Annotated in this window: 18 protein-coding genes; 13 read left to right on the plus strand and 5 right to left on the minus strand. The window is 71.2% G+C overall.

Annotation, left to right across the window (positions count from 1 at the left end):
* Window positions 1–87: 87 nt before the first annotated feature.
* Window positions 88–2,637, minus strand: coding sequence for a transglycosylase domain-containing protein (locus AB0C84_RS24130; RefSeq protein ID WP_361070242.1), 2,550 nt, complete (start codon window positions 2,635–2,637; stop codon window positions 88–90).
* A gap of 1,131 nt (window positions 2,638–3,768) precedes the next feature.
* Between AB0C84_RS24130 and AB0C84_RS24135 the strand changes: the two genes are divergently transcribed.
* From AB0C84_RS24135 to AB0C84_RS24150, 4 genes are all read left to right on the plus strand, one after another.
* Window positions 3,769–4,392, plus strand: a complete 624-nt coding sequence (locus AB0C84_RS24135; protein ID WP_179831420.1) for a PadR family transcriptional regulator — start codon at window positions 3,769–3,771, stop codon at window positions 4,390–4,392.
* Between the two features lie 71 nt (window positions 4,393–4,463).
* Entirely contained in the window at window positions 4,464–5,543 is a 1,080-nt protein-coding gene (locus AB0C84_RS24140; protein ID WP_179845249.1) for an inositol-3-phosphate synthase, read from the plus strand.
* Between the two features lie 171 nt (window positions 5,544–5,714).
* Entirely contained in the window at window positions 5,715–7,487 is a 1,773-nt protein-coding gene (locus AB0C84_RS24145; RefSeq protein WP_361070245.1) for an ABC transporter substrate-binding protein, read from the plus strand.
* 681 nt (window positions 7,488–8,168) lie between these two features.
* Window positions 8,169–9,404 (plus strand): MFS transporter, encoded by a 1,236-nt coding sequence (locus AB0C84_RS24150; protein WP_361070248.1) that lies wholly within the window; start codon window positions 8,169–8,171, stop codon window positions 9,402–9,404.
* Here the strand turns inward: AB0C84_RS24150 and AB0C84_RS24155 are convergent.
* Window positions 9,401–10,714: an adenosylmethionine--8-amino-7-oxononanoate transaminase gene (locus AB0C84_RS24155; RefSeq protein ID WP_361070251.1), complete on the minus strand. Its 1,314-nt coding sequence runs from the start codon at window positions 10,712–10,714 to the stop codon at window positions 9,401–9,403. The genes AB0C84_RS24150 and AB0C84_RS24155 overlap by 4 nt on opposite strands.
* Window positions 10,711–12,183: a CCA tRNA nucleotidyltransferase gene (locus AB0C84_RS24160; protein ID WP_179845246.1), complete on the minus strand. Its 1,473-nt coding sequence runs from the start codon at window positions 12,181–12,183 to the stop codon at window positions 10,711–10,713. The genes AB0C84_RS24155 and AB0C84_RS24160 overlap by 4 nt, the downstream gene beginning before the upstream one ends.
* 379 nt (window positions 12,184–12,562) lie before the next feature.
* Between AB0C84_RS24160 and AB0C84_RS24165 the strand changes: the two genes are divergently transcribed.
* The 6 genes from AB0C84_RS24165 to AB0C84_RS24190 all read left to right on the plus strand — a co-directional run bounded on the left by AB0C84_RS24165 (window position 12,563) and on the right by AB0C84_RS24190 (window position 20,809).
* Window positions 12,563–13,102, plus strand: coding sequence for a YbaK/EbsC family protein (locus AB0C84_RS24165; RefSeq protein ID WP_179845245.1), 540 nt, complete (start codon window positions 12,563–12,565; stop codon window positions 13,100–13,102).
* Window positions 13,103–13,280: 178 nt separating this feature from the next.
* Entirely contained in the window at window positions 13,281–15,758 is a 2,478-nt protein-coding gene (locus AB0C84_RS24170) for a DUF6049 family protein (RefSeq protein ID WP_361070257.1), read from the plus strand.
* A complete protein-coding gene (gene murJ / locus AB0C84_RS24175) occupies window positions 15,751–17,469 on the plus strand; it encodes a murein biosynthesis integral membrane protein MurJ (RefSeq protein WP_361070260.1) in 1,719 nt (572 codons plus the stop codon). Before AB0C84_RS24170 ends, murJ begins: the two co-directional genes overlap by 8 nt.
* Window positions 17,470–17,633: 164 nt before the next feature.
* Entirely contained in the window at window positions 17,634–19,241 is a 1,608-nt protein-coding gene (locus AB0C84_RS24180; protein ID WP_361070263.1) for a protein kinase family protein, read from the plus strand.
* A 171-nt stretch (window positions 19,242–19,412) separates the two neighbouring features.
* A complete protein-coding gene (gene sigM / locus AB0C84_RS24185; RefSeq protein WP_179845241.1) occupies window positions 19,413–20,036 on the plus strand; it encodes an RNA polymerase sigma factor SigM in 624 nt (207 codons plus the stop codon).
* Window positions 20,033–20,809, plus strand: a complete 777-nt coding sequence (locus tag AB0C84_RS24190) for a zf-HC2 domain-containing protein (RefSeq protein WP_361070267.1) — start codon at window positions 20,033–20,035, stop codon at window positions 20,807–20,809. The genes sigM and AB0C84_RS24190 overlap by 4 nt, the downstream gene beginning before the upstream one ends.
* Window positions 20,810–21,221: 412 nt before the next feature.
* Here AB0C84_RS24190 and AB0C84_RS24195 read toward each other — a convergent pair whose 3' ends face one another.
* Window positions 21,222–21,794 (minus strand): dienelactone hydrolase family protein, encoded by a 573-nt coding sequence (locus tag AB0C84_RS24195; protein ID WP_179845239.1) that lies wholly within the window; start codon window positions 21,792–21,794, stop codon window positions 21,222–21,224.
* 142 nt (window positions 21,795–21,936) lie between these two features.
* On the opposite strand from AB0C84_RS24195, the gene trxB reads away from it, so the two are divergent.
* Together trxB and trxA are read left to right on the plus strand one after the other, a co-directional pair.
* Entirely contained in the window at window positions 21,937–22,890 is a 954-nt protein-coding gene (trxB, locus tag AB0C84_RS24200) for a thioredoxin-disulfide reductase (RefSeq protein WP_179845238.1), read from the plus strand.
* A 106-nt stretch (window positions 22,891–22,996) separates the two neighbouring features.
* Complete coding sequence (gene trxA, locus AB0C84_RS24205; protein ID WP_179845237.1) at window positions 22,997–23,311, plus strand: thioredoxin; 315 nt, start codon at window positions 22,997–22,999, stop codon at window positions 23,309–23,311.
* A gap of 94 nt (window positions 23,312–23,405) precedes the next feature.
* Here trxA and AB0C84_RS24210 read toward each other — a convergent pair whose 3' ends face one another.
* Entirely contained in the window at window positions 23,406–24,023 is a 618-nt protein-coding gene (locus AB0C84_RS24210; protein ID WP_361070273.1) for a GNAT family N-acetyltransferase, read from the minus strand.
* 200 nt (window positions 24,024–24,223) lie between these two features.
* Between AB0C84_RS24210 and AB0C84_RS24215 the strand changes: the two genes are divergently transcribed.
* A complete protein-coding gene (locus AB0C84_RS24215) occupies window positions 24,224–25,516 on the plus strand; it encodes a PLP-dependent aminotransferase family protein (protein WP_258940326.1) in 1,293 nt (430 codons plus the stop codon).
* Window positions 25,517–25,531: the final 15 nt, after the last annotated feature.

Consider the following 25,531-nt stretch of genomic DNA (forward strand, 5'->3'; position numbering starts at 1 on the left):
AGGCGCCGGCGTGCGGCAATTCGCAAGGATGCTCCATGTCACACCCCCATCTCCAGTGAACGGTTCGGTTCGCGAAAGCCGGCCGGTTCATTCGGGCGGCCTCGCAAACGGCAGCAGCGGCCGCAGGCTCTCGGTCTCGATCTGGGCGCCGCGGCCGCCCCTGCGCTTCCGGCAGGCGGGGTCGCCCTGGTGCATCTGGCACCACCAGCGCGGCGGCGGGTTGCTCGGCGGCTTGTTCGGGTCGCAGTTGCCGTTCTGGAACGGGGACTGGCAGGGCTGCTGGCCGTCGCCCCCGTCGCCGTCGTCCTGGCAGCGCGGGTCGAACTTGCCGACCGGGGTGTTGCACCACGGCGGCTTGCCCTCGTCGTCCTTCTTCTTTTTCTCCGGCGGCTTCGCCCACTTCTGCACGATCCCGCCCCACGCGGGCGGCGGGAACGCCTGCGGGTCCATGCCCTGCACCGCGTTCGCCATGTAGGACCGCCAGATGCGGGCCGGGATCGTGCCGCCCTCCACCTCACCGATCTGGGGCAGGATCACCGACTTCTTCTTGCCGTCCGGGCCCACCGCGTCGTTGTAGATCGTCACCGCCGTCGAGACCTGCGGGACGTACCCGACGAACCACGACGAGACGTTGCGGTCCGTCGTACCGGTCTTGCCCGCGGCCTGGCGTCCGTCCGGCAGCGCCGCCGCCGTCGCGGTACCGCCCCTGATGACCTGCTGCATCGCGTACGTCGCGTCCGCGGCGACCTTCGGGCTGAAGACGCGGCGCTTCTCGTAGTTCGGCCGCAGCCGCACCGTCTTGGCGTCCGACTTCTTGACCACGCGGATCACGTGCGGCTGGTGGTACATCCCGCCGTTGGCGAACACGGCGTACCCCGCCGCCTGCTCGATCGGCCGGATGTTGTTGACGCCCAGCGCGAGGTTCAGGCAGCACTTGTGCGGTTCCAGGAGGTCGGACGCGATGCCGGCATCGGTCTCGGTCTTGATCGCCTCCTCGATTCCGACCTTGCCCATCAGCTGGATGAACGCGGTGTTGACCGAGTCCTTCGTCGCGGTGATCAGGTTGATCGCCGGGCCCACGTCATGGCTGTTCGGGACGATCACGGCGTTCGGGTCGTCCTTGGACACCACGCTGCCGTCCGGGCCGATCGGCGTCTTCGACCGGCCCTCGACGAGGCTCTTCAGGCTGTAGTTCTGCTTCAGCGCCGTCGCGAGCACGTACGGCTTCATCGCCGACCCCGCCTGCGCCGAGCCCTGCCACACGTTGTCGAACGACTGGTCCAGGTAGTCGGGACCGCCGTAGAACGCGACGACCTCGCCGTTCGCGGAGTTCACCGACACCAGGCCGACCCGGATCTTCTTCTTCGCGAGCTTCTTCGGGTTCACCTGCGGGACGGTCTGCTCGGCCGCCCGCTTGGCCATCGCCATCTTCTTGCGGTCGAACGTCGTGTAAACCCGCAGGCCCTGGGTCGTCAGCTCCTTGGTGTCGACGCCCAGGCGGCTCAGCTCTAGCTTGGCGCGCATCAGCATGTAGCCGCGCTGACCGCCGTAGAGCTGGTCGCTGGTGCCCGCCTTCCGGATCTTGGGCGGGCCCTGCTTGATGTACTTGTCGGCCTCGGCCCGGCTGAGCTTGCCCATCGAGACCATGCCGTTGAGCGTGTACTGGTACCTGCCGGTCGCCCACGCCTGGCTGGCCTTGTCGCCCGGGTCCCGGTTCGGGTTCTGGATGATGCCGCCGAGGAGGGCCGCCTGGTCGGGCCGCAGCTTCCACACGTCCGTCCCGAAGTACTCGCGGGACGCCGCCTGGATGCCGTAGGTGTCGCGGCCGAAGTAGATCGTGTTCAGGTAGAGCTTGAGGATCTCGTCCTTGGAGTGCTCGTCCTCCAGCTTCAGCGAGATGAACAGCTCCTGGAACTTCCGGCTGACCGTCCGGTTGTTCGGGTCGGAGTAGTAGTTCTTCGCGAGCTGCTGGGTGATCGTGGAGCCGCCGCCCGACCCGCCGGTCAGGTTGTCCCACACCGCCCGGGTCGTCCCCTTGATCGAGAAGCCCGGGTCGGTGCGGAAGCTGCGGTTCTCCGCCGCCAGCACCGCGTTCTGGACGTTCGGCGGGATCTTGGCCAGCTCGACGCTCTGCCGCTTCTTGCCGATCCGGCCGATCTCGGTGCTGTCGGTGTAGTAGAAGATCGACGCCTGGTCCTCGACGCCCGCGACCGTCGGTTCCTTCGGCGTCGGGGTGTTGGAGTAGGCGACCCAGATCAGCGTGACGAACGCCGCGAGGCCGAGCCCGCAGACGCCGCCCACGACCTTCCAAGACGGGATGAAGCGCCGCCATCCGGTCTCGCGGGACCGCAGGTGGCCGAAGAACCCCTTCTTGCCGGGCGGAACGTGCCGTCCAGGCCCGCCGGGACCTCCCGGACCTCCCGGACCGCCGGGTCCGCCAGGGCCACCGGGGCCGGCGGGGCCTCCCGGACCGCCCGTGCGGTTGGCCGCGCGCACGCCGCCGCCGCGGAACTTCGCGGTCACCTTCGCGCTGAGGCCCTGCCCGGCCTTTCCGAGCTCACCGAGCTTCTCGCGCACGCCCGGCTTCGGGGCCGCGCCGGGCATCCCCGGCGTCCCGAAGCCCACGGGCGGGCCCATGCCCCCCGCACCGGGCGCACCGGGGATTCCCTGCGCGGGACCCATACCGGGCGCGTTGGGGAAACCGGGCCGTCCCGGCGCTCCCATTCCTGGCGCCCCGGGACCACCGGGGGGACCGCCCATCCCTGGACGACCCATTCCGGGCCCGCCTTGCATGCCGTGGCCGACCGGGGGCACGTTGCCGTGCGCGTTGCCCATGCCAGGCCCACCCGGAGGCTGGAATCCACCGGGACCACCGTTGCCTCCAGGCCCACCGAATCCGCCTGGACCGGACGTCCCGCCAGGGCCGCCGTTAGGGCCGAACCCACCGTTGCCGTTGAAACCACCCTGGCCGGGTGCTCCGCCTGGTCCGCCCTGGCCGCTCGGTACGAGCGCGTTACCCGGTCCGCCCTGCGCGCTAGGAGCGGCGTGGCGACCGGTGGGCGGCGGGACGGGGCTCGGCGGGCCCGCAGGTGCGGGCGCGGCCGGCGCGGGACCTCCGAAGGGACCGGGGCTCGCGCCAGAGGCGCCCATGAAACCGGGGCCTTCCGCCGTGCCCGGCGGGGCGGGGTTCTGGGGCGCGCCAGGAGAGCCCGCGGGAGGCGTTCCGGCGGGCTCACCGGGGTCGCCGGAGTCACCGGGACGGGGGTTCTGGTGCCCGCCCGGCCTCTGCGACCCGGGTTCCGGTCGGGGCTGGCTTGGATTACTCACGCGACCTCATCAACAGGGGACAACGGTTGTTGCCGAGGGCCGGGTGGCTCCCGGCCCTTGTTGCGGCTCGTGCGCCGTCCGAAGAGTACTGTGCGGGCTGGTGAGCGGGGGGAGCGTGTGCTCGGCGAAGGACGCCCCGGCCGGTCCGCGCCCCGGGGGGTCGGTGGCTCCTCCTCACTCGGCTTCCGTTCCGGGCTGTTCCGGGATCGGGGTCGTGCGACGCGGCCAGGTGGTTCCAGGACGCAACTTTGACACAGTTCCACCACATACACCCTGAAATCGCCACATTCGCGATACGGCCCGATGGGGCGTCCGGGGCGTCCCAGCTAGATCCCCACTTGCCAGGACGAGCCGGGCTACGTATCTTGTCGATGTATCGAGTCGATACATTCACTCGATACATCGGATCGAGACATCGGCTTCTGCGGAAGAGGGACCGGGATGGCGGCCAAGAAGGGCGCGGGCGTGCTGGAGCTCGCCGTGCTCGGGCTGCTGCACGAGTCCCCGATGCACGGGTACGAGCTGCGCAAGCGGCTCAACACCCTGCTGGGCATGTTCCGCGCGTTCTCGTACGGCTCGCTCTACCCGTGCCTCAAGCAGCTCCTGGCCAACGGGCTGATCATGGAGGACCGGCCGGAGGAGCCGAACGCGCCGCTGGCGCTGCAGAGCCGCCGATCGAAGATCGTTTACAAGCTCACCGCCGACGGCAAGGAGCGCCTGCAACTGCTCCTCACCGAGGCCGGCCCGGCTTCGTGGGAGGACGAGGGGTTCGGCGTGCACTTCGCCTTCTTCTCGCACACCCGCGCCGACGTCCGGCTGCGGATCCTCGAAGGCCGGCGCAGCCGGCTGGAGGAGCGCCTGGAGAGCGTTCGCGCCGCCCTGGCGCGAACCCGCGAGCGAGTCGACTCCTACACCCTGGAACTGCAGAACCACGGGCTGGAGTCCGTCGAGCGCGAAGTCCGGTGGCTCAACGAGCTCATCGGGCGCGAGCGGGCCGAGCAGGAACAGCAAGCACAGTCAGCTAAGCGAATTGACCAGGACATGCCTCGGGACGAGGGCCGCTGAGCGGTGGCCCGGCGCCTTCGGGGGCGGGTGAGACTCCACCACATGTTCCGCAACAGAGAAGGAGCTACCGGATGGGTTCGGTGCGCGTAGCCATCGTCGGTGTGGGCAACTGCGCCTCTTCACTCGTCCAGGGCGTCGAGTTCTACAAGGACGCGACCCCCGACACGCGAGTCCCCGGCCTGATGCACGTTCAGTTCGGCGAGTACCACGTGGGCGACGTCGAGTTCGTGGCGGCGTTCGACGTGGACGCCAAGAAGGTCGGGATGGACCTGTCCGAGGCCATCCACGCCAGCGAGAACAACACCATCAAGTTCGCCGACGTGCCGCCCACGGGCGTGACCGTCCAGCGCGGGCACACCTTCGACGGCCTTGGCGAGTACTACTTGGACATGGTCGAGGAGTCCGACGCCGAGCCGGTCGACGTCGTGCAGGCCCTGAAGGACGCCGAGGTCGACGTCCTGGTGTCGTACCTGCCGGTGGGCTCCGAAGAGGCCGACCGCTTCTACGCCCAGTGCGCGATCGACGCCAAGGTCGCCTTCGTGAACGCGCTGCCGGTGTTCATCGCCAGCGACCCCGAGTGGGCGCAGAAGTTCACCGACGCGGGCGTGCCGATCGTCGGCGACGACATCAAGTCGCAGGTCGGCGCGACCATCACGCACCGCGTCATGGCCCGCCTCTTCGAGGACCGCGGCGTCGAGCTGCTGCGCACGTACCAGCTCAACTTCGGCGGCAACATGGACTTCATGAACATGCTGGAGCGCAAGCGGCTCCAGTCCAAGAAGATCTCCAAGACGCAGTCGGTCACCTCGCAGATCCCGCACGAGATGGCGAAGGCGGACGTGCACATCGGCCCGTCCGACCACGTGCCGTGGCTGGACGACCGCAAGTGGGCCTACGTCCGGCTGGAGGGCCGCTCCTTCGGCGACACCCCCCTCAACCTGGAGTACAAGCTGGAGGTCTGGGACTCCCCGAACTCCGCCGGCGTCATCATCGACGCCGTCCGCGCCGCCAAGATCGCCAAGGACCGCGGCATCGGCGGCCCGATCCTGTCGGCCAGCTCCTACTTCATGAAGTCGCCCCCGGAGCAGTACAACGACGACCAGGCGCACGACGCGGTGGAGCAGTTCATCCGCGGCGACATCGAGCGCTGAGAGCCTGATCACAAAGTTCCCAAAGGACGCCCTGTCAGTGGACATCCCACTGTCAGGGCGTCCTTACTTCTGTAGAGAAACGGTGATGTACCGGCCCTTTGTCACGCTCTGGCCCTACTGTGACACCGCCGGTGACTAGCGCGCCAGGCTCTGAGTCAGTGAGGTGACACCGTGGCGGCACGCGAAATGATCAAGGTGGCGGCGGGGCTGGCGGGCCTCGTGGTGGGGCTCGCCGGATGCGCCGGAGGGGGTGACGGGGCCTCCGCGGAGGGCGCGTCCCGCCAGGGCGGCACCCTGCGGGTCGTCGGCTCGTCCGACGTCGAGCACCTCGACCCCGCGTCCGTGGCCAGCGTCGGCGCGTACGGGCTCGCCCGCACGTTCGCCCGGACCCTGTTCGGGAACCGGGCGTCCAACGACTTCCAGGAGACGGTCCCCGTCCGGCCCGACGTCGCCGAGCGGATCCCGACGCGCGAGAACGGCGACATCGGCAAGGACCGCCGCACCTACACGGTCCGGCTGCGCGACGGCGTCCGGTGGAACACCAACCCGCCGCGCCCGGTCACCGCCCAGGACTTCGTCCGCGGCTTCGAACGGCTGTGCAACCCGGCCTCGCCCTCCGCCGCCAAGGGCTACTTCCTCTCCACGCTCAAGGGCATGGACGCGTTCTGCCGCGGCTACGGCTCCGTGAACGCCAAGGACGCCCGGGCGATCGCCGCCTACCAGCGCGACCACGGCTTCGAGGGCGTCCGCGCCAAGGACGCGCGGACGCTGGTGTTCAAGCTGAAGCGCCCCGCCAGCGACTTCCTCAACCTGCTGGCGCTGCCGGTCACCGCGGCCGCGCCGCAGGAGTACGACCGGTACGTCCCGGACAGTGCCGGGTTCCGGCAGCACACCGTCTCCGACGGCCCGTACCAGATCACGGACTACAAGCCGGGCATCTCCTACGTGCTCACCCAAAACCCGGCATGGCAGGCGGGCTCGGACCCGCTCCGCGAGCGGCACGTCGCGAAGATCCAGATCACGCTGGGGCAGGACTCGCCGGAGACCGTCCAGCAGCAGATCGAGCAGGGCACCGCCGATCTCGCATGGGACCAGCCCGTCCCGACGTCCGCGATCCCGCGGCTGCGCGACGACCCGCGCTTCGCGATCAGGGAGACCCCGAACAACAGCCCGTACCTGGTCTTCAACACCCGCAGCCCCCGCAACCGCGGCGCGCTCGGCGACCGGGCGGTCCGCCAGGCGCTGGAGTACGCCGTCGACCGCAGCGCCCTCATCAAGATCGTCGGCGGCCCGTCGGTCGCCGGCCCCCTGCACACCGTGATCCCGCCCGGCAACTCCGGCTACGCGGCCGTCAACCACTACCCCACGCCCGGCGAGTCCGGCGACCCCGCCAAATGCCGCGACCTGCTCGCCAGGACGGGCCGCACCGGCCTCACCCTGAAGTTCCCGTTCCGGACGAACAGCGTCCACAAGCTGATCGCCCAGTCCATCGCCCAGAACCTCGACGCCTGCGGAGTCAAGACGGAACTGACCCCCGACCCCGGCGGCTCCTTCTACTCCAGCACCCTCTCCACCCCCGCACGCGCCCGCGAAGGCACCTGGGACATCGCCGCCCCCGGCTGGGTCCCCGACTGGTACGGCAACAACGGCCGCTCGATCATCCAGCCGCTCTTCGACGGCCGCACCTACGGCCCCAACTCCACCAACTACGGCGGCTACGACAACCCCCAGGTCAACGCCCTCATCGACGCCGCCCTCACCGCCCCCGACGCCCAGCGCGCCGCCGGCTACTGGCAGCAGGCCGACCAGAAGATCATGGAGGACGCCGCGATCGTCCCCCTCCTGAACCGCGCCCAGACCACCTACCACTCCTCCCGCCTCCACGGCACCTTCTTCCTCCCCACCACCGCCGCCTACGACCTAACTCGTGTCTTTATTGCGTAGTTGTGGGGGGTGGGGCGCTAGAGCGCCCCACCCCCCACAACTACGCGTGCGATCGCTGGCATCGCTTCGACTCGCCTGGCGGCTCGCTGCGCGATCAGATTCTTGCTTCGCTCGAATCTGCCTTCGGACGCGATCGCGGCCCCCGGGTCGCCACGTGGTTGCGGCACCGGCTGAGCCCCGTGCGCGCCCGCGGCCCGACGGCTGGTCTCATCGCCTCCCTGCTGGCCACCTAGTCCAACCTCGATTAACCCGCCAGGCGAACAAGCCCCGCACGCTCGCGCCTTCGCGGCTTCACCGGATGCACCCGCAGCGAGCCGAAGTCTGCAGCGATCACCCCAGCACCCGGCGACGGAGAACCCTCTGTGCCCGCCAGAGAAGAGCACGGCACCCTTCGCCAACCTCAGCCGACACAGCAACCACGCAACAACCGGACAACTGCGATCGCGTCCGAAGGCAGGTTCGAGCGAAGCGAGAACCTGATCGCGCAGCGAGCCGCAAGGCGAGCCGGAGCGATGCCAGCGATCGCACGCAGTACTCGACGATGGAGGGCCGCTAGGCCCGAAGGAGGAGAGCACTGCAATAAACACGACATACGCTGATCTGATGCGAGCGGGTGAGTTGCGGGGGATCTTGCGGGAGCGGGATTTTCGGCGGCTTTATGGGACTCGGCTTGCTTCGCAGTTGACGGACGGCGTGTTCCAGGTGGCGTTGGCCGGGTACGTGTTCTTCTCGCCTGAGCGGCAGGCGACGGCGGCCAAGGCTGCGGCGGCCTTCGCGGTGACGTTGTTGCCGTATTCGGCGCTCGGGCCGTTCGCCGGGGTGTTCATCGACCGGTGGCGGCGGCGGCAGATCCTCGTGTGGACGCCGGTGCTGCGCGCGCTGCTCGTGCTGCTCGTCGCCGGGCTCGTGGTGGCCGGGCAGGACGGGCTCGGTTTCTTCCTCGGCGTGCTCGTCGTGCTGGGCGTGAACCGGTTCTTTCTCGCGGCGCTGTCGGCGGCGCTTCCGCATGTGGTGCGGCGCGATCAGCTGGTCACGGCGAACGCGTTCAGCGTCACGTCCGGGACGGTCATCGCGTTCGCCGGCGCGGGCGCCGGCTACGGGCTCCGGCGGGTGTTCGGGGCCGGGCAGGACGGGACGGCGCTGATCCTCACGGCCGCGGCGGCGCTGTTCCTGCTGGCGGGGCTGATCGCGACGACGCTGCCGAAGGGGTTGCTGGGCCCTCACCGGGCGGCGGAGGACGTCGCGCCGGAGGCGGGGGCGGCGCCTCGGGTGGTCGAGGTGATCCGGGGGGTTCTGGGCGGGCTCGTGGACGGGGGGCGGCATATCGCGCGGCGGCCGCAGGCGGCGCTGGCGCTCGGTGCGATCTCGTTTCACCGGTTCCTGTACGGCGTCGTCCTGATCATGACGCTGCTGCTGTGCCGGAACCACTTCGCCGCCGACCCAGACCGGGGGCTGGAGACGTTCGCGCTGATGCTGGGAGTGTCCGGCGCCGGGTACTTCGCGGCGGCGCTGATCACGCCGCCGGTGGTGCGGCGGATCAGCAAGCAGGCGTGGGTGGCATGGCAGCTCGGCGGGGCGGCGCTGGGGCTGCTGGTCCTCGGCATGCCGTTCGCGGAGCGTCCCTGGGCGGTCGGCGCCTTCCTGCTCGGCGTGGTGTCGCAGGGCGTGAAGCTGTGCGTCGACACGACGTTGCAGGAGACCATCGACGACGCCTACCGGGGGCGGGTCTTCGCCGTCTACGACATGCTGTTCAACGCGACGTTCGCCGCTGCCGCCGCCGCCGCCGCGACGTGGCTGCCCGCGGACGGGCGCGCCGATCTCACGCTCCTCGCGGTGGTCGTGGCCTACGCGGCGGGCGCCGTCGCCTACCGAACGGCCGCCTCCCGCATGCGGCGGCCGGCGCCCGCAATGCGTTAGAGCGACTCCGCTATGGCGTGCAGGGCGGCGGCGATGTGGTGCACCTCGTCTTCCGTGCACACGTACGGCGGCATCGTGTAGACGAGCTTGCCGAAGGGGCGCAGCCAGACGCCGTGCGCCATGGCGATCTCCTGGACGGACGGGACGTCCACCGGCTCGCGCGCCTCCACCACGCCGATCGCGCCGAGGACGCGTACGTCGGCGACCCCGGGGAACTCCGCGGCGCCGTCGAGTTCGCTGGTCAGGACCGCCTCGATGGTGTCGACCTCGTCCCGCCACTCGCGGGAGAGCAGCAGGTCGATGGACGCGGACGCGACCGCGGCGGCCAGCGGGTTCGCCATGTAGGTGGGTCCGTGCATCAGGACGCCCGCCTCGCCGGAGGTGATGCCGTGGGCGACGCGGTCGGTGCACAGCGTCGCGGCCATCGTCATGTAGCCGCCGGTCAGCGCCTTGCCGAGGCACATGATGTCGGGGACGACCTCGGCGTGGTCGCAGCCCCACAGCTCGCCCGTCCGGCCGAACCCGGTGGCGATCTCGTCCAGGATCAGCAGCAGGCCGTGCTCGTCGGCGATGTCGCGGAGGGCGCGCAGGTACTCGGGGGCGTAGAAGCGCATGCCGCCGGCGCCCTGGACGATCGGTTCCGCGATGATCCCGGCGAGCTCGCCCGCGTGCTTCGCGGCCAGGCCGGCGAGTTCGTCCAGGTACGTCTCGTCGGGTTCGGCGCTGTAGCCGAGCGGGGGCGGGGACGCGAAGACGTGCTGGGCGAGGACGTCGGAGAACATGTGGTGCATCCCGTTCACCGGGTCGCAGACCGCCATGTCGCCGAACGTGTCGCCGTGGTAGCCGCCGCGGACGGTGAGGAGCCGGCGCCGTTCCGGGCGCCCCTGCGAGCGCCAGAACTGCAGCGCCATCTTGATCGCGACCTCGACCCCGACGGACCCGGAGTCGGCGAAGAACACCTTGGTCAGCGGTTCCGGGGTGATCTCGACGAGCCGCTCGGCGAGCCGGACGGCGGGCGGATGCGTGAGCCCACCGAACATGACGTGCGCCATCTTGCCGAGCTGCCCGGTGACGGCCGCGTTCAGCTTCGGGTGGTTGTAGCCGTGCACGGCCGCCCACCAGGAGGACATGCCGTCGATCAGTTCGGTGCCGTCAGCGAGGGTCAGCCGCACCCCGTCCGCCGACACGACCGGCAGCGCGGGCGCCGTCGCGGGCATCGGCGCATAGGGGTGCCAGATGTGCTCCCGGTCGAACTCCAGCATCCGCTCGGTCTCGCGGGGGCTCATCCGCCCCAGTTGCAGGGGGATCATTCGCCCTTCCCCTCGTCGGAGGGGGCGCCGACGCCCTCGGCGGCGGCCCAGCGGCGCAGTTCCCCGGCCGCGGCCTCCTTGCCGATCATGCCCCGGTCCAGGCGGAGTTCGAGGAGGAACTTGTAGGCGCGCCCGACGAGGGGGCCGGGGGCGATGCCGAGGATCTCCTGGATCTCGTTGCCGTCGATCTCCGGGCGGATGGAGGCGAGCTCCTCCTCTTCCGCCAGCCGCTCGATCCGCACCTCCAGGTCGTCGTAGGTGCGGCGCAGCCGGTCGGCCTTGCGCTTGTTGCGGGTGGTGCAGTCGGCTCGGGTCAGCTTGTGCAGGCGGGTGAGGAGCGGCCCGGCGTCGCGGACGTACCGGCGGACGGCCGAGTCGGTCCACTCGCCGGTGCCGTAGCCGTGGAAGCGCAGGTGCAGCTCCACGAGGCGGGACACGTCGGAGATGACGTCCTTCGGGTAGCGCAGCGCGGTCAGCCGCTTGCGGGTCATCTTCGCGCCGACGACCTCGTGGTGGTGGAAGGAGACCCGGCCGCCCGTCTCGAACCGCCTGGTCTTGGGCTTGCCGATGTCGTGCAGCAGCGCCGCGAGCCGCAGGACGAGGTCGGGGCCGTCCTCCTCCTGCGCGATCGCCTGCTCCAGGACGATCAGCGAGTGCTCGTAGACGTCCTTGTGCCGGTGGTGCTCGTCGATCTCCAGGCGCAGTTTCGGCAGTTCGGGCAGGACGTGCGCGGCGAGGCCGGTCTCGACCAGCAGCGCCAGGCCCTCCCGCGGGTACCGGCCGCAGATCAGCTTGGACAGCTCGTCCCGGACCCGTTCGGCCGACACGATCTCGATGCGGTCCGCCATGTCCTTCATCGCGCGGACGACGTCGGGCGCGACGGTGAAGCCGAGCTGGGAGGCGAACCGGGCGGCGCGCATCATCCGCAGCGGGTCGTCGCTGAAGGAGTCCTCCGGCCGGCCCGGCGTCCGCAGCACCTTGCGCTGCAGGTCGGTGAGGCCGCCGAACGGGTCGACGAAGTCGTGCCCGGGCAGCCGCGCCGCCATCGCGTTGACGGCGAAGTCGCGGCGGCGCAGGTCCTCCACCAGGGACGTCCCGTAGGACACCTCCGGCTTGCGGGACTTCGGGTCGTAGGACTCGCTGCGGTAGGTGGTGATCTCCAGCTCGACGCCGTCCTTGCGCAGGCCGACCGTGCCGAACTCGATGCCGATCGTCCAGTGCGCGTCCGCCCAGCCGCGGATGATCTCAAGGGTGCGCTGGGGCGGGGCGTCGGTGGTCAGGTCCACGTCCTTGGTGGGACGGCGCAGCAGCGCGTCCCGGACGGGCCCGCCTACCAGCGCCAGCTCGTGACCGGCCGCAGCGAACCGGGCGCCGAGGTCGTCGGCGACGGGCGCGATCCCGCGCAGCAGCTCGGCGATCGCGGTACGCCGCGAGGACTCTGGGGTCACGTTCTGGTCAGGCACGGCCATCGAGCGTATTTCCTTGGTTGACGGGCTGACAAAGGACTTTCTGGCGAGCGCCGGGGTCAGCACGGGAGTCTTTTCGGGGCCGAAGAAGGACGGGGCCCTTCACATGCCGCGATCCCCGGGTTACGTTTCGGGCACCCCGACGACGACCTGCGCGACCCGGTGAGCCTCCCGTACGACAACGGTAGCGGGATCCAAAAGGGCCACGGTCCGCCGCACGTGCGGTTGAGGCGCGTTCGAGGGTTCGCGTGCCGCGCGGCAGGGATGAGACCTGCCGTTCCGGGTATGTGGGGTCTTCCCCCCGCGGCGTGCGACGCACGGGGCCTTAGGGAAACCAGATCCGGGGGTGAGCGGGGCCGCCCCCCGCGGGATGGAGCCGAACATGAAGGACGCTCTCACCATCCACCGCGCGCTCCTCGGCTGGGAGACGCCGCACGAGATCGTGCGGCTGCCCCTGGCGATGACCCGGGCGGACGAACTGCCCAGGGCGCTCGGCCTTCCGCCCGAGCGGTGCCTGGTGACGCGCGTCTACTCCTGCGAGGGCGCCCACCGCGGCCGCCCCTTCCTGGCCGGGGCGATCGTCCCCGCGGGGCGGCGGCCGTCCACCGAGGCGGTGCGGCTCGGCGTGGGCGCCCGTGGCGTCCGGCCCGCCCACGCGGACGTGGTCAACGCCGTCACCGAGTACGCCGCGGGCCTGGTCTGCCCGCTGCTCCTGCCGGAGTCGATGCCCCTGCTGATCGACCGCGGCCTCGTGGACGGGCTCCACGCCCACGGCGTCGTCTACACCGCGACCGGCGAGGCGTCCACGGCGCTCGGGATCAAGGCCAGCGCCCTGTACTCCCTCTGCCGTCCGAAACCCGTCGATCTGCTGGCCCCGCTCAGCGCCGCGTCCACCCCGGGACGGGACCACGTGACGACCTGAGCCGCCCGCCCTGCGCGGCCCGGCGTGGGCCGGCAGGAGGGTGGCACCAGGCAACGCCATGAACACCGACGGACTACCATCGGGGCCGTGGTGCGGGAAAACGACGCCCGCCGTCCTCGGCCTGTCCTCGCGCCGCCGGACGGGTTCTGGACGGGCACGGCGTGAGGGCGGACGCGGCGTGAAAGCGGTCGGACGCGCGTTGGCGCTGGCCGCGCTGCTGCCCTGTCTCGCGATGGCGGCCTCCCCGGCCTTGGCGTCCCCCGCCGGGGCCCGGGCGCGGACCCCCGCGCAGGCTCCTGCCGGCGTCCCTGCGGCGGCCCAGGCGCGCGCACAGGTGGCGCTCGCGCTCACCAAGGTCACGCCGAAGACCCTCACCGCGAAGTCCAGGATCGAGATCTCCGGGGCGGCGCGGAACCGCACCGGCCACGCGCTCCCCGGCCTCACCCTGCGGCTGCGCTACAGCGCCCAGCCCTTGACCAGCCGGAGCCAGGTCGACCAGCTCGCGTCCGGGCAGCAGACCGCGCTGCCCAACGTCGCCCCGCAGCAGCAGTCGCTCGCGCAGGCGACCAGGCCGGGCGTGACCCAGGGCTGGAGCTTCCGGACCACCGCCCAGCAACTGGGCCTGCGCGCCCCCGCCGCCACCCCCGGCGTGTACCCGATGCGCGTCGAAGTGCTGAACTCCGCGCAGCAGGTCGTCGGCGGCATGACGACATTCCTGACGCTGATGCCGAAGCAGCGGAGCTTCAAGCCGGTGGCGGTCGGCTGGGTCCTGCCGCTGATCGACCGGATGCACCGGGCCAACGACCGCACGTTCATCGACGACGACCTCACCAAGGAGCTGTCGCCCGGCGGCCGTCTCCACCGGCTCGTGGAGGCCGCCGCAACCACGAGCACGCCCGTCACGTGGGCCGTCGACCCGGCGCTGCTGGACGACGTGCAGCAGATGGCGTCGGGCGACTTCTACGTCAAGCCGCCCGGAGCCCGCAAGGGCGTCCGGAAGGAGAAGAGCAAGGTCGCGGCGACGTGGCTGGCGTCGCTCAAGACCGCCACGAAGGGCGACCCCTACTTCGTCCTCCCCTATGGCGACCCCGACGTCACGGCCCTGGTCCGGCGCAAGACGACCCGCGACATCGGCGTCGCCTTCGACGCGCGCAACACCGGCTTCGTGTCGCAGATCTTCGGCCGCCAGCCCGACGCGCACGTCGCCTGGCCGGCGTCCGGCGTCGGCGGGCCCGGCACGCTCGAACAGCTCGCCCGGTACGCCCTTAAGGGCGGCGGTTCGTTCCTGATGAGCAGCTCGCAGTTCGAGAACCCCGCGACGGGCGCGCAGCCGAACGCGACCACCGCGCTCCAGACGCACCTGGGCGCCAAGAAGGCCCTCCTCTACGACCAGACGGTCACCCAGATACTCGACGAGGGGTCGCGGTCCGCCTCCCGGGCGCTGATGAGCGAGCAGCGCTTCCTCGCCGAGACCGCGATGATCGCGGCGGAGGCGCCGAGCGTCCAGCGCACCGTCGTCGTCGCGCCCGACCGGCTGTGGAGCCCCTCCGGGGGGCTCGCCAAGAACCTGCTCACCTACACCAAGGCCGCGTCCTGGATGCGCGAGACGCCGCTGCGCTCGATCGAGTCGGCCCAGCCGCAGGACCGCGCCTTCCACGGCTACTCCGACGACTACGAGAAGTACGAGCTGGGCGACGTCCACCTGGACCAGACCCGGGCCATCGCGAAGCGCGCGGCGACGTTCCAGGCCGTGATGACGGGCCCGGCGAAGATCTCCTACGAGCGCGCCGTGCTGCGGCTGGAGTCGGTCGGCTGGCGGACGTCGCCGAGCCGCGCCAAGCGGGCCCGCGAGGAGCTCGATGACGAGCTCAAGGACGACATGAACCGGGTCCGCGTCGTCCTCCCGAAGAACAGGCGCGTGCTGATGGGGGGCAGCTCCGGCAAGCTTCCCGTCCTGGTCGAGAACAGGCTGAGCGGCCAGTCGGTGAAGATCCGGCTCGTGGTGACCTCGGAGAACTCCGCCAAGCTCAAGCTCGGCGGGCTGGAGCCCGACGACGCGGTGATCGAGCTCGGACCCGGGGAGCGGGCCCAGCGGTGGATCCCGGCGCAGGCGGCCGGTAACGGCAACTTCGGCGTCCGCCTCGATCTGCAGATTCCCGGTGCGAGCGGCCGGACGTACGGTGACGGCGAGACCATCACGGTCACCACGACCGGGTATGGGCGGCTCGCCCTGCTCATCACGGGCGGCGGACTTGCCGTACTCTTCGTGGGCGTCGGAGTGCGGGCCATCAGAGCGAGGCGCCGCCGGAAAGCGGAGGCAGCCGGTGACGGGTCGACCGGAATGGGATCGGCAGGGACAGGGGAACCAGGGGGCGGGCTCCCCGGGCCCGGGTTCCCAGGGCCCGGCATACCCTCCGCCGAATACTCCGGGGCGCCCGGGACAGGGCTACCCGGCACAGGGATACCCGCCGGGCCCGCCGCCCCAGGCTCCCCCGCCCCAGGGGCCGCGCCCGCAGGGACCGACGCCTCAGGGCCGGCCGGGCATGCGGCCGGGCCCGCAGGCACCCGGCCCGAGGACCCCGCCGCAGTACCCGGCCCCGGCGCCGACGGGCCGGCCGCCGGGCGCGGCGAACCTCGCCGCCGAGACGGTGGTTGACATCCCCCTCCCCGGCGGAAGCGCGCCTGACGCCGACAGCACGGTCGTGGACACGCCCCCGCCCCAGGAGGGCAAGGGCTCGTCCGGGATCCTGAAGTCCGGCGCGATCATGGCGATCGGCACCCTCGCGTCCCGCGTCACCGGGTTCCTGCGCACCGCGGTCATCGTCGCCGCGCTCGGCACCGGGCTGGTCGCCAACGCCTACAACACCGCCAACACCATCCCCAACCAGATCTACGACCTGCTGCTCGGCGGCATCCTCACCAGCGTCATCGTCCCGCTGCTGGTGCGGGCCAAGCAGCGCGACCAGGTCGCGGGGGAGCAGTACGAGCAGCGCGTGTTCACCCTCGCGGTGATCGGGCTCGGCGTCCTCACCGTCGTGGCGGTGCTGCTCGCGCCGCTGTTCATCGACGTCCTCGCGGGCAGCTACACCGGCGACCAGCGCGCCGTCGCCGTCCTGTTCGCGCGGTTCTTCCTGCCGCAGCTGTTCTTCTACGGCGTCGGCGCGTTCGCCGGGGCCGTCCTCAACTCGCGCGGCAGCTTCGGCGCGCCGATGTGGGCGCCCGTCCTGAACAACATCGTCGTGATCGCGGTCGGCGGCGCGTTCCTCGCGATCACCACCGGGAAGGTCGACCCGTCCACCATCTCCGACCAGCAGCTCATGCTGCTGTCCGTCGGCACGACCGGCGGCATCGTCCTGCAGACGGTCGCGCTGTGGCCGTCGCTGCGGCGCGTCGGGTTCCGGTGGCGGCCCCGGCTCGACTTCCGCCGCGGCGAGCTCGGCGAGGTCGGGCGGATGGCCGGCTGGACGCTGCTGTACGTCGTCGCCACCCAGGTCGCCCTCGCCGTCGTCACCGCGCTGACGAACCGGGCCGGGAAGACCGCCTTCGACCAGGGGCTCGGCGAGGGCTACGGGTACACCCCGTACTTCAACGCCTACCAGCTCTTCCAGCTCCCCTACGCGATCGTCGGGGTGTCGGTGATCACCGCGCTGCTGCCGCGGATGAGCCGGTTCGCCGCCGAGGGCAAGACCGCCGACGTGCGCGCCGCCTTCTCCAGCGGGCTGCGGCTCTCCTCGGTGATCATCATGCCGGCGGCGGCGCTGATGCTGGTGCTCGGACCGGAGATCACCACCGTGCTCTTCGCGCACGGCAACGCCACGGCCGACGACGCCCTGGTGATCGCGCGGGTCATGCAGATGTTCGCCATCGCGCTCGTCCCGTTCTCGGTCTACCAGCTGATGCTGCGGGTCTTCTACGCCCACGGCGACACCCGGACGCCCGCCCTGGTCGGCCTGGTCGTCACCACCTGCAACATCATCATGGCGTTCACCGCCTACAACGTCCTCGACGTCAAGTGGATCGTGGTCGGCATCGCGGGCGGGTTCGCGATCACCAACCTGGTCGGGACGATCACCTGCTGGCTGGTGCTGCGCCGCAAGCTCGGCGGCATCGACGGCCGCCGCATCGTCGGCGGCCACCTCAAGCTCCTCGTCGCGATCTGGCCGCTGATCGGGTTCGCCTACGCCGCGCACACCGTCGCGGACGCGCTGGGCGGCACCGACACGATGCTGCCCGCGCTGGCGACCCTGGTGGCCGGGTCCGTCGGCGGCGGTCTGCTGTATGTGCTGTTCGCCAAGCTGATGCGCGTGGAGGAGATCCAGACGACCATCGCCACGTTCGCCCGCCGGCTGCCGGGGCGCGCAAAGTAAAAAAGGACGCGCGGCGATAAGGCGGCCACTCGCGCGAGTAACCACTACCATGTGGGGGACTACGGCTTGCGGGGCGACACCCTGGGGAACGCAAAGAGGAGGGTCGGAGGCGTAAGCTGCCACGCCACGAACATGGGATCTGACCACCTGTGCAGGACGTTGCCGTGAGCACGTCAGTCATCGAGCCCGGCACCCGTCTCGCCGGCCGCTACAGGCTCGAGGAGCGCATCAGCGACTCGGGCGGCTCGTCGCTCTGGAAGGCCATCGACGAGATCCTCGCGCGGGCGGTCGCCGTCCGCACCTTCGACCCCGAGTTCCCCCGGATCGCCGAGGCGGTCACGTCGGCGCGGTCCGCCAGCCGGCTGAACGACCCCCGGCTGACCCAGGTGTTCGACGCCGACGACTCGGGGGAGAGCGCCTACATCGTCAGCGAATGGGTCGCCGGCGAGCCCCTGGAGGGCATGCTCGCCAAGGCCCCGCTGGAGCCGGGCCGCGCCGCGACGCTGCTGTACGAGGCGTCCGAGGCGATCTCCGCCGCGCACGCCGCCGGGCTCTCGCACCTCTGCCTCACCCCCCGCGACCTGGTCTGGACGACGGGCGGCACCGTCAAGATCCTCGGTGTCGCCACCGACGCCGTCCTGTGCGACCGCGAGTCCGACGACGCCGCCGCGGAGGACGTCCGCGGCCTCGGCCGGATGCTGTACGCGGCGCTCACCGCCCACTGGCCCGGCGACGAGGAGGGCTCCGCCCTGCCCGCCGCACCGGCGTCCGACGGCGTCCCGCACGCGCCCCGCCAGGTCCAGGCCGGCATCTCGCACGCGATCGACGCGATCGTCTGCCGCTGCCTCGGCATCGGCTCGGGCGAACCGCTCGCGTCCCCCGCCGACCTGGCCAAGGCGCTGCGCGGCGTTCCGCGCACCCCGCTGCCGCTGTTCGCCGGCCTCGGCAACGCCCCACCGGCGAACCCGCGCCAGACGCCGCCGAGGCGCCCCGCGCCGCCGCCGCAGGCGACGCAGCAGCAGCACCGCCGGCCCGCGCCCGAACCCGCCGCGGCCTCGCACGTCCCGCCGCCGCGTACCCGGGCCCAGCAGCACGCCGCCCCGCCCCCGCCGCCGTCCACCTCCACCCGGACGACGCCCGCGCACAGCCACGGCGGCCCCAAGCGTCCGGCCAACCGCGCCCTGATCGGCGTCGCCGCGGCCGCGCTGACCGTCATCGTGGGGCTCGGCGCCTGGGCTCTGTCCGGCCCCGGCGGCGACGACAAGCCCAAGGGCGGCGGCGCCACCGACAACTCGCAGACGAGCGCGCCGCCCAAACCGACGGTCGCCAAGCTCACCCCGCAGGGCATCTTCCAGGCCGAACGCCCCGCCGGCCCGGGCCATGGCGACGGCACGATCGGCAAGAACCTGCCGTCCGTCATCGACGGCAGGCCCAGCGGCGACTGGGAGACCCAGAGCTACTACGACGCCGACTTCGGCCGGTTGTCGAAGGGCCTCGGCGTCCTGCTCGACATGGGCAAGCCCGTCAAGGTCGCCAGCGTGAAGATCTACGCCCCGGTGAGCGGCGGGGTGCTGCAGGTCCGCGTCGGCGACTCGAAGTCCCCGACCGACCTGAAGCGCGTCGGGGAGCAGACCCCGAACGGCGCAGAGGTCACCGTCGCCGCGAATCCGCAGGTCAGCGGCCGGTACGTGCTCGTCTGGTTCACCAAACTGCCCGGTGGGCCGTTCAAGGGGCGGCTCGGCGAGGTCGCCGTCTACGGGGCGGCCGGCTGATCACGTTCCGGCAGGGGACCGATGTGAGCTGTGACGTGGAGCGGCGCATGTCTGTATCGTGCCTGTGAGCAGTTTGTCCCCTCGCCCCCAGGATCACGTGGTGCCTACCTCAGCAGCCGGTCGCGGATGCCCGGCGCCAACCGGGCGTCCCGAACGAGAAAGCGGTCGCTCATGACGTCGGTGAGCATGAGTCGCGTAGGCGAAGTGCCCGACAAGGAGCTCCTCGCCCGGCATGCCCAGGGGGATCCCCACGCCTTCGCCGAACTCGTGCACCGCCACCGCGACCGCATGTGGGCGGTCGCGCTGCGCACGCTCGGCGACCCGGAGGAGGCGGCGGACGCGCTGCAGGACGCGTGCCTCTCGGCGTTCCGCGCCGCCGGACGGTTCCGCGGCGACGCCGCCGTCACCACGTGGCTGCACCGCATCGTGGTGAACGCCTGCCTCGACCGCGTCCGGCGCAAGTCCGTCCGCCCCGCGACGCCGATGGGCGACGACGCGACGTTCGACGCCGTCGCGCCCAAGATGCCCGACCCGACCGACGCGCACGGCGTCTCCCTCGACGTCCGCACCGCCCTGGAACAGCTGCCGTACGAGCAGCGGGCGGCCCTCGTCCTCGTCGACATGATGGGCTACTCCGTCGACGACGCCGCGCAGGTCATGGAAGTCCCGCCTGGAACGATCAAGAGCCGGTGCGCGCGTGGCCGCGCCCGGCTCGCGCCCCTTCTCATCCACCACCGGAACCGACGGGAGTCCAGGAACGTCGGAGGTGTGGAAGGAGGTGGCATGCCCAAGTGAACCCCGCGCACCTTGACTACGACGTCTTGGCCGACCTGGCCGAGGGACTTCTCGAAGACGACGAAGCCGCCTCCGTCAACGCACACCTCGAAACCTGCGCCGATTGCCGTGACCTGTCCGCCGACCTCGCGGACGTCTCCCGGATCCTGGCGGAGGCCCCGGTGCCGTCCATGCCCGCCGAACTGGCCGAGCGCATCGACACCGCCATCGCGGCGGAATCGATGCACACCGCCACCGTGGCGAGCCTGGAGCAACGGCGCGGAAGGCGGCATTGGCGGATACTGTCGGCGGCCGCGGCGACGGTGGTCGTGCTCGGCGGCGGAGCGACGGTCAGCAAGATCGCGATGGACGGCGCGAGCAGCAGCGACAGCGCGGCGCGGCATCCGGCCCCGCACCGCTCACTGACCGATCCCGGCTCGGGCTCGGAGGTGCCGAAGGTGGCCCCCGGAGAACCGGCCCCCGCGTTCAAGGTCGCCCAGAGCGGCACCGACTACCGGTCGGGCACGCTGGGCGACCAGGTCGGCGGCGTCGTGACGGGCGGGCAGGAGATGCGCGCCGAGGGCGCCGCACCGGGCGCCCGGCTCCGCGGCTGCGTCGCCGGCGTCGCGGGCGAGCAGTCGCTCCTGCTCGTCGACCAGGCGAAATACGAGGGAAAGCCCGCGATCATCATCGCGGTGAACGGCGACCAGCCCGGCAAGCGCAACATCTGGGTCGTCGGACCTGACTGCTCCCCTCAGGCCCACCACCTGCTGAAGCAGCTGAAGAACGCCTGACCCGCCACGCCCTGACCTGGGCACCCGCACATCTGAAGGCCATGGGCGGCCGACCCCGTCCATGGCCTCTCACATGACGCCATGACCTCCCCGAGACGTCCTGTCCTCTATGTGACGCCCACTTTCTCGACGAAGTTCGCGGCGCGGCAGCGGCAGTCCCGGCCTTCACACCAGCACGGCAGAAGCCACACCAAACCCCCACGCCGCCACACCACGCCCGCCATGTCGCGACGCCATGTCGCGTCCGTGGGGCACGACCGCCGTGCCCGACCGTCATACAACGTCCGCCATGCCAGTCGCGGCAGCCGTGTCGCGGGGCCGTGTCGCGTCCGTTGGGCGAGTTCGTTAGCCGCGTCCGCCGTATCCCGTCCGCGGTGCCGCGTCCGCTAGGTCGTGTCTGTTGGGGCGGTGTTTACAGGGAGGCGAGGAAGTCGAGGGCCGTCGCCCAGGCGCGTTCGGCGGCTTCGGCGTCGTAGTCGGGCAGGTCGGGGTCGGTGAACAGGTGGCCCGCGCCGCGGTAGCGGAACACCTCCACGTCGGCGCCCGCCTTGCGCATCTGCAGATACCAGGCGTTGAGCCAGTCGACGGGCTCCCAGGTATCGGGGTCGGCGACGTGCAGCTGCACCGGGATGTCGGTGGACGCGTCCTCCGCGATGTCGGACGTGCCGTGCATCAGCAGCAGCCCGCCCGCCTTGTCGTCGGCGAACGCGAGGTTCTGGGCGATGGAGCCGCCGAGCGAGAAACCCGCGTAGACGAGCCCGCCCTCCCCGGTCAGCGGCGCGGCCGCCACGACGGCGCGGCGCAGCAGCTCGTCCCGCCCGATCTCGTCCTTGATCTCGAGTCCGGCCTCGGCCTCGTCGACGACGCGCCCGTCGTAGAGGTCGGGGGTGTGCACCTCGTGCCCGGCGGCGCGGAGCCGGTCGGCCGCCTGGTGCACCGCGGGCCGCAGCCCGTACATCGAGTGGAGGAGGAGAATGCGTGCCATGGCCACAGCCTAGAGCGGCACCGGGCCGCTGGTGGACGGCCCGGCGCCGCATGCCGGGGAATCATCGGGCCCTAGGATCGGTTGACGCGACTGTCGGGCCGGGTCGTGCGGCACCGACGGCCAACGAGGAGAGGCAAGAACTGTGAGCGACGTCCGTAACGTCATCATCATCGGCTCCGGCCCCGCGGGTTACACGGCCGCCGTCTACGCGGCCCGCGGCGACCTGAAGCCCCTGGTGTTCGAGGGTTCGGTGACGGCCGGCGGTGCGCTGATGAACACCACCGACGTGGAGAACTTCCCCGGCTTCCCCGACGGGATCATGGGCCCCGACCTGATGGACAACCTGCGCAAGCAGGCCGAGCGCTTCGGCGCCGAGCTCATCACCGACGACGTCACCGAGGTCGACCTGACCGCCGACCCGAAGGTCGTCAAGGTCGGCGACGAGACCTACCTCGCCAAGACCGTGATCGTCGCGACCGGCTCCGGGTACCGCGAGCTGGGCCTGCCGGACGAGAAGCGGCTGTCCGGCCGCGGCGTCTCCTGGTGCGCCACCTGCGACGGCTTCTTCTTCCGCGAGCAGGACATCGCCGTCGTCGGCGGCGGCGACACCGCGATGGAGGAAGCGATCTTCCTGACCAAGTTCGCCCGCTCGGTGACCGTGGTCCACCGGCGCGACGAGCTGCGCGCGTCCAAGATCATGCAGGACCGGGCGTTCGCCAACGAGAAGATCAAGTTCCTGTGGGACAGCGAGGTCGCCGCGATCCACGGCGACGACCGGGTGACCGGCGTGACCGTCCGCAACACCAGGACCGGCGAGGAGTCCGCCCTGGAGATCACCGGACTGTTCATCGCGATCGGCCACGACCCGCGCAGCGACCTGTTCGCCGGCCAGTTGGAGACCGACACCGACGGCTACCTGCTGGTCGACGCCCCCACCACGCGGACGAAGATCCCCGGCGTGTTCGCCTGCGGCGACGTGGTCGACCACATCTACCGGCAGGCCATCACCGCCGCGGGCAGCGGCTGCTCGGCCGCCATCGACGCCGAGCGCTGGCTGCAGGACCGCGACGCCGCCGAGACCGTCCCGCAGGCCTGACCGGCCACGCGACCCCGGCCCGGCGCGGACGCCGGGCCGGTGGCATCGCGATGGGCCGCACCGGGCGGGGGAGCGTCCCGCCCCACGCGAGAACCGAAGGAGACCGATGAAAGCCGTGACCGACGCCGACTTCGCGTCCGAGGTCCTGGAGAGCGACAAGCCCGTTCTCGTCGACTTCTGGGCGGAATGGTGCGGCCCCTGCCGGATGGTGGCGCCGATCCTGGAGGAGATCTCCAAGGAGCACGGCGGCAAGCTCCAGATCGTCAAGCTGAACATCGACGAGAACCCGCAGGTCCCGCAGCGGTACGGCGTCATGCAGATCCCGACGATGAACGTCTACAAGGGCGGAGAGGTCGTCAAGCAGATCATGGGCGCCAAGCCGAAGGCCGCCCTGCTGAGGGATCTCGCCGAGTTCATCTGAGCCTTCACGGACCGCCTCCCGTCTCCCGCGGCGAGCGCGAAAGCGTGGCCCGTACTTCGACCCGGAGTACGGGCCACGCGCCGTTCAGAGCGCCTCAGACGGGCCGCAGCGCCCCTTCCGGGGTCATGGAGCCCAGGAGCCGCTCCAGTGCCACCTCGACGTCCTCACGCCACGACAGCGCCGACTTCAACTCCAGCCGCAGCCGCGGATACCGGTGATGCGGCCGGACGGTCTTGAACCCGACCGACAGCAGGTAGTCGGCGGGCACCATGCACCCGCCCTCCTCGCCCTTCAGGTCGCCGAACGCCTCGATGGCCTTCACGGCGCGGCGCGTCAGGTCCTTCGCGACCCCCTGGACGAGCATCCGGCCGATGCCGCCACCCGAGAACTCCGGCAGGATGTGCGCCGTCATCAGCAGCACCGCGTCCGCGCTCACCGGGCTCGTCGGGAACGCCACCGACCGCGGGACGTACAGCGGCGGCGCGTACATGACGAACCCCGCCGGGACGTCGTCCACGTAGACGATCTTGCCGCAGCTGCCCCACTCCAGGAGTGTCGAGGAGACCCACGCCTCCTTCTCCAGGCCGGCGTCACCGCTCTCGTGGGCGCGGTCCCGGCTCACCGGATCCAGCTCCCAGAACACGCAGCCGCGGCAGCGGTGCGGTAGATCATCGAGATTGTCCAGTGTGATGTTGACGAGACGACGCGACACCGGGTCGGCACCCCCTGCTGCGATCCTCGCCCGCCGGCCTGGGACCCGTGGCGGCGGAAGTTCCCGGCAACCCTCCGGGACCCGCGGGCATCGTATCGGACAGGAGTTTCCCCAAAGCCGCGGCACGCCACACCCGAAGGCCCCTTCGTGGCCGCCATGACGTAGTTTGCAGGGAAGCCGATCCACCCCGGAGGTGCCTCGTGGAACAGCACTCGCGTACAGACGCCTATGCCGATCGCTACGCCGCCCGTGCCGCCGGCATGGTGCCGTCGGAGATCCGGGCCCTGTTCGCGATGGTCGCCCGCCCCGAGGTGGTCTCGCTGGCGGGTGGCGCACCCTACGTCTCCGCGCTCCCCCTCGACGCCGTCGGCCGGATGGTCGGCGAACTCGTCGCCGGCAAGGGCGCCGAGGCCCTCCAGTACGGCTCCGCCCAGGGTGACGAGCAGCTCCGCGAGCACATCTGCGAGGTCATGTCCCTGGAGGGCGTCCAGGCGTCCGCGGAGGACGTCGTCGTCACCGTCGGCGCGCAGCAGGCGCTCGACCTCATCACGAAGATCTTTGTCGATCCCGGCGACGTCGTCCTCGCGGAGGCTCCGTCCTACGTGGGCGCGCTCGGCACGTTCGCCTCCTACCAGGCCGACGTGGTGCACGTGCCGCTGGACGAGGGCGGCCTCGTCCCGTCAGCGCTGCGCGAGACCCTCGCCCGCCTCCGCGCCCAAGGACGCCGGGTCAAGTTCCTCTACACCGTCCCGACCTTCCAGAACCCCGCTGGCGTCACGCTCACCACCGCCCGCCGCGCCCAGATCCTGGAGATCTGCGCCGAGTACGACGTGCTGGTCATCGAGGACAACCCGTACGGGCTCCTCGGCTTCGACGGCGAGCCCATGCGGGCCCTGCGCGCGGACGACGCCGAGCGCGTCATCTACCTCGGCTCGTTCTCCAAGACGATCGCCTCGGGGCTCCGCGTCGGCTGGGTGCTGGCGCCGCACGCGGTGCGGGCGAAGCTCGTGCTGGCCGCCGAGTCCGCGATCCTGTGCCCGTCGAACTTCTCGCAGCTCGCCGTCCGCGAGTACCTCGCGACGCAGCCGTGGCGGGAGCAGATCAAGGACTTCCGGGAGCTGTACCGGACGCGCCGTGACGCGCTGCTGGAGTCCCTTGACCAGCTCATGCCGGACGGCTGCACCTGGACGCGCCCCGCCGGCGGCTTCTTCGTCTGGCTCACCCTTCCCGAGGGCCTCGACGCCAAGGCGATGGCCCCCCGCGCGATCGCCGAGCGCGTCGCCTACGTCCCCGGCACCGGCTTCTACGCCGACGGCACGGGCCACCGGCACATGCGCCTGTCGTACTGCTTCCCCGAGCCGCACCGGATCCGCGAGGGCGTCCGCCGGCTCGCCGGCGTGGTGGAACAGGAGATCCGTCTCCGGGACACTTTCGGGAGCACCACCGGCGGTTCGTCCACCGGCGTCCAGACGCCGGGCCCGGGCATCGTCTGACTGTTTCACGTGAAA

This window comes from Actinomadura sp. NPDC048955 (genome assembly GCF_040649435.1).
GTDB classification, from domain to species: domain Bacteria; phylum Actinomycetota; class Actinomycetes; order Streptosporangiales; family Streptosporangiaceae; genus Spirillospora; species Spirillospora luteofluorescens.

Bases quoted from the DNA above. Each gene is read 5' to 3' on its own strand.
- AB0C84_RS24160 (WP_179845246.1), bottom strand. From the start codon at position 12,183: ATGGCCGTGCCTGACCAGAACGTGACCCCAGAGTCCTCGCGGCGTACC.
- AB0C84_RS24195 (WP_179845239.1), bottom strand. From the start codon at position 21,794: ATGGCACGCATTCTCCTCCTCCACTCGATGTACGGGCTGCGGCCCGCG.
- AB0C84_RS24155 (WP_361070251.1), bottom strand. From the start codon at position 10,714: ATGATCCCCCTGCAACTGGGGCGGATGAGCCCCCGCGAGACCGAGCGG.
- trxA (WP_179845237.1), top strand. From the start codon at position 22,997: ATGAAAGCCGTGACCGACGCCGACTTCGCGTCCGAGGTCCTGGAGAGC.
- sigM (WP_179845241.1), top strand. From the start codon at position 19,413: ATGACGTCGGTGAGCATGAGTCGCGTAGGCGAAGTGCCCGACAAGGAG.
- AB0C84_RS24135 (WP_179831420.1), top strand. From the start codon at position 3,769: ATGGCGGCCAAGAAGGGCGCGGGCGTGCTGGAGCTCGCCGTGCTCGGG.
- AB0C84_RS24140 (WP_179845249.1), top strand. From the start codon at position 4,464: ATGGGTTCGGTGCGCGTAGCCATCGTCGGTGTGGGCAACTGCGCCTCT.
- AB0C84_RS24130 (WP_361070242.1), bottom strand. From the start codon at position 2,637: ATGGGCCCGCCCGTGGGCTTCGGGACGCCGGGGATGCCCGGCGCGGCC.
- AB0C84_RS24165 (WP_179845245.1), top strand. From the start codon at position 12,563: ATGAAGGACGCTCTCACCATCCACCGCGCGCTCCTCGGCTGGGAGACG.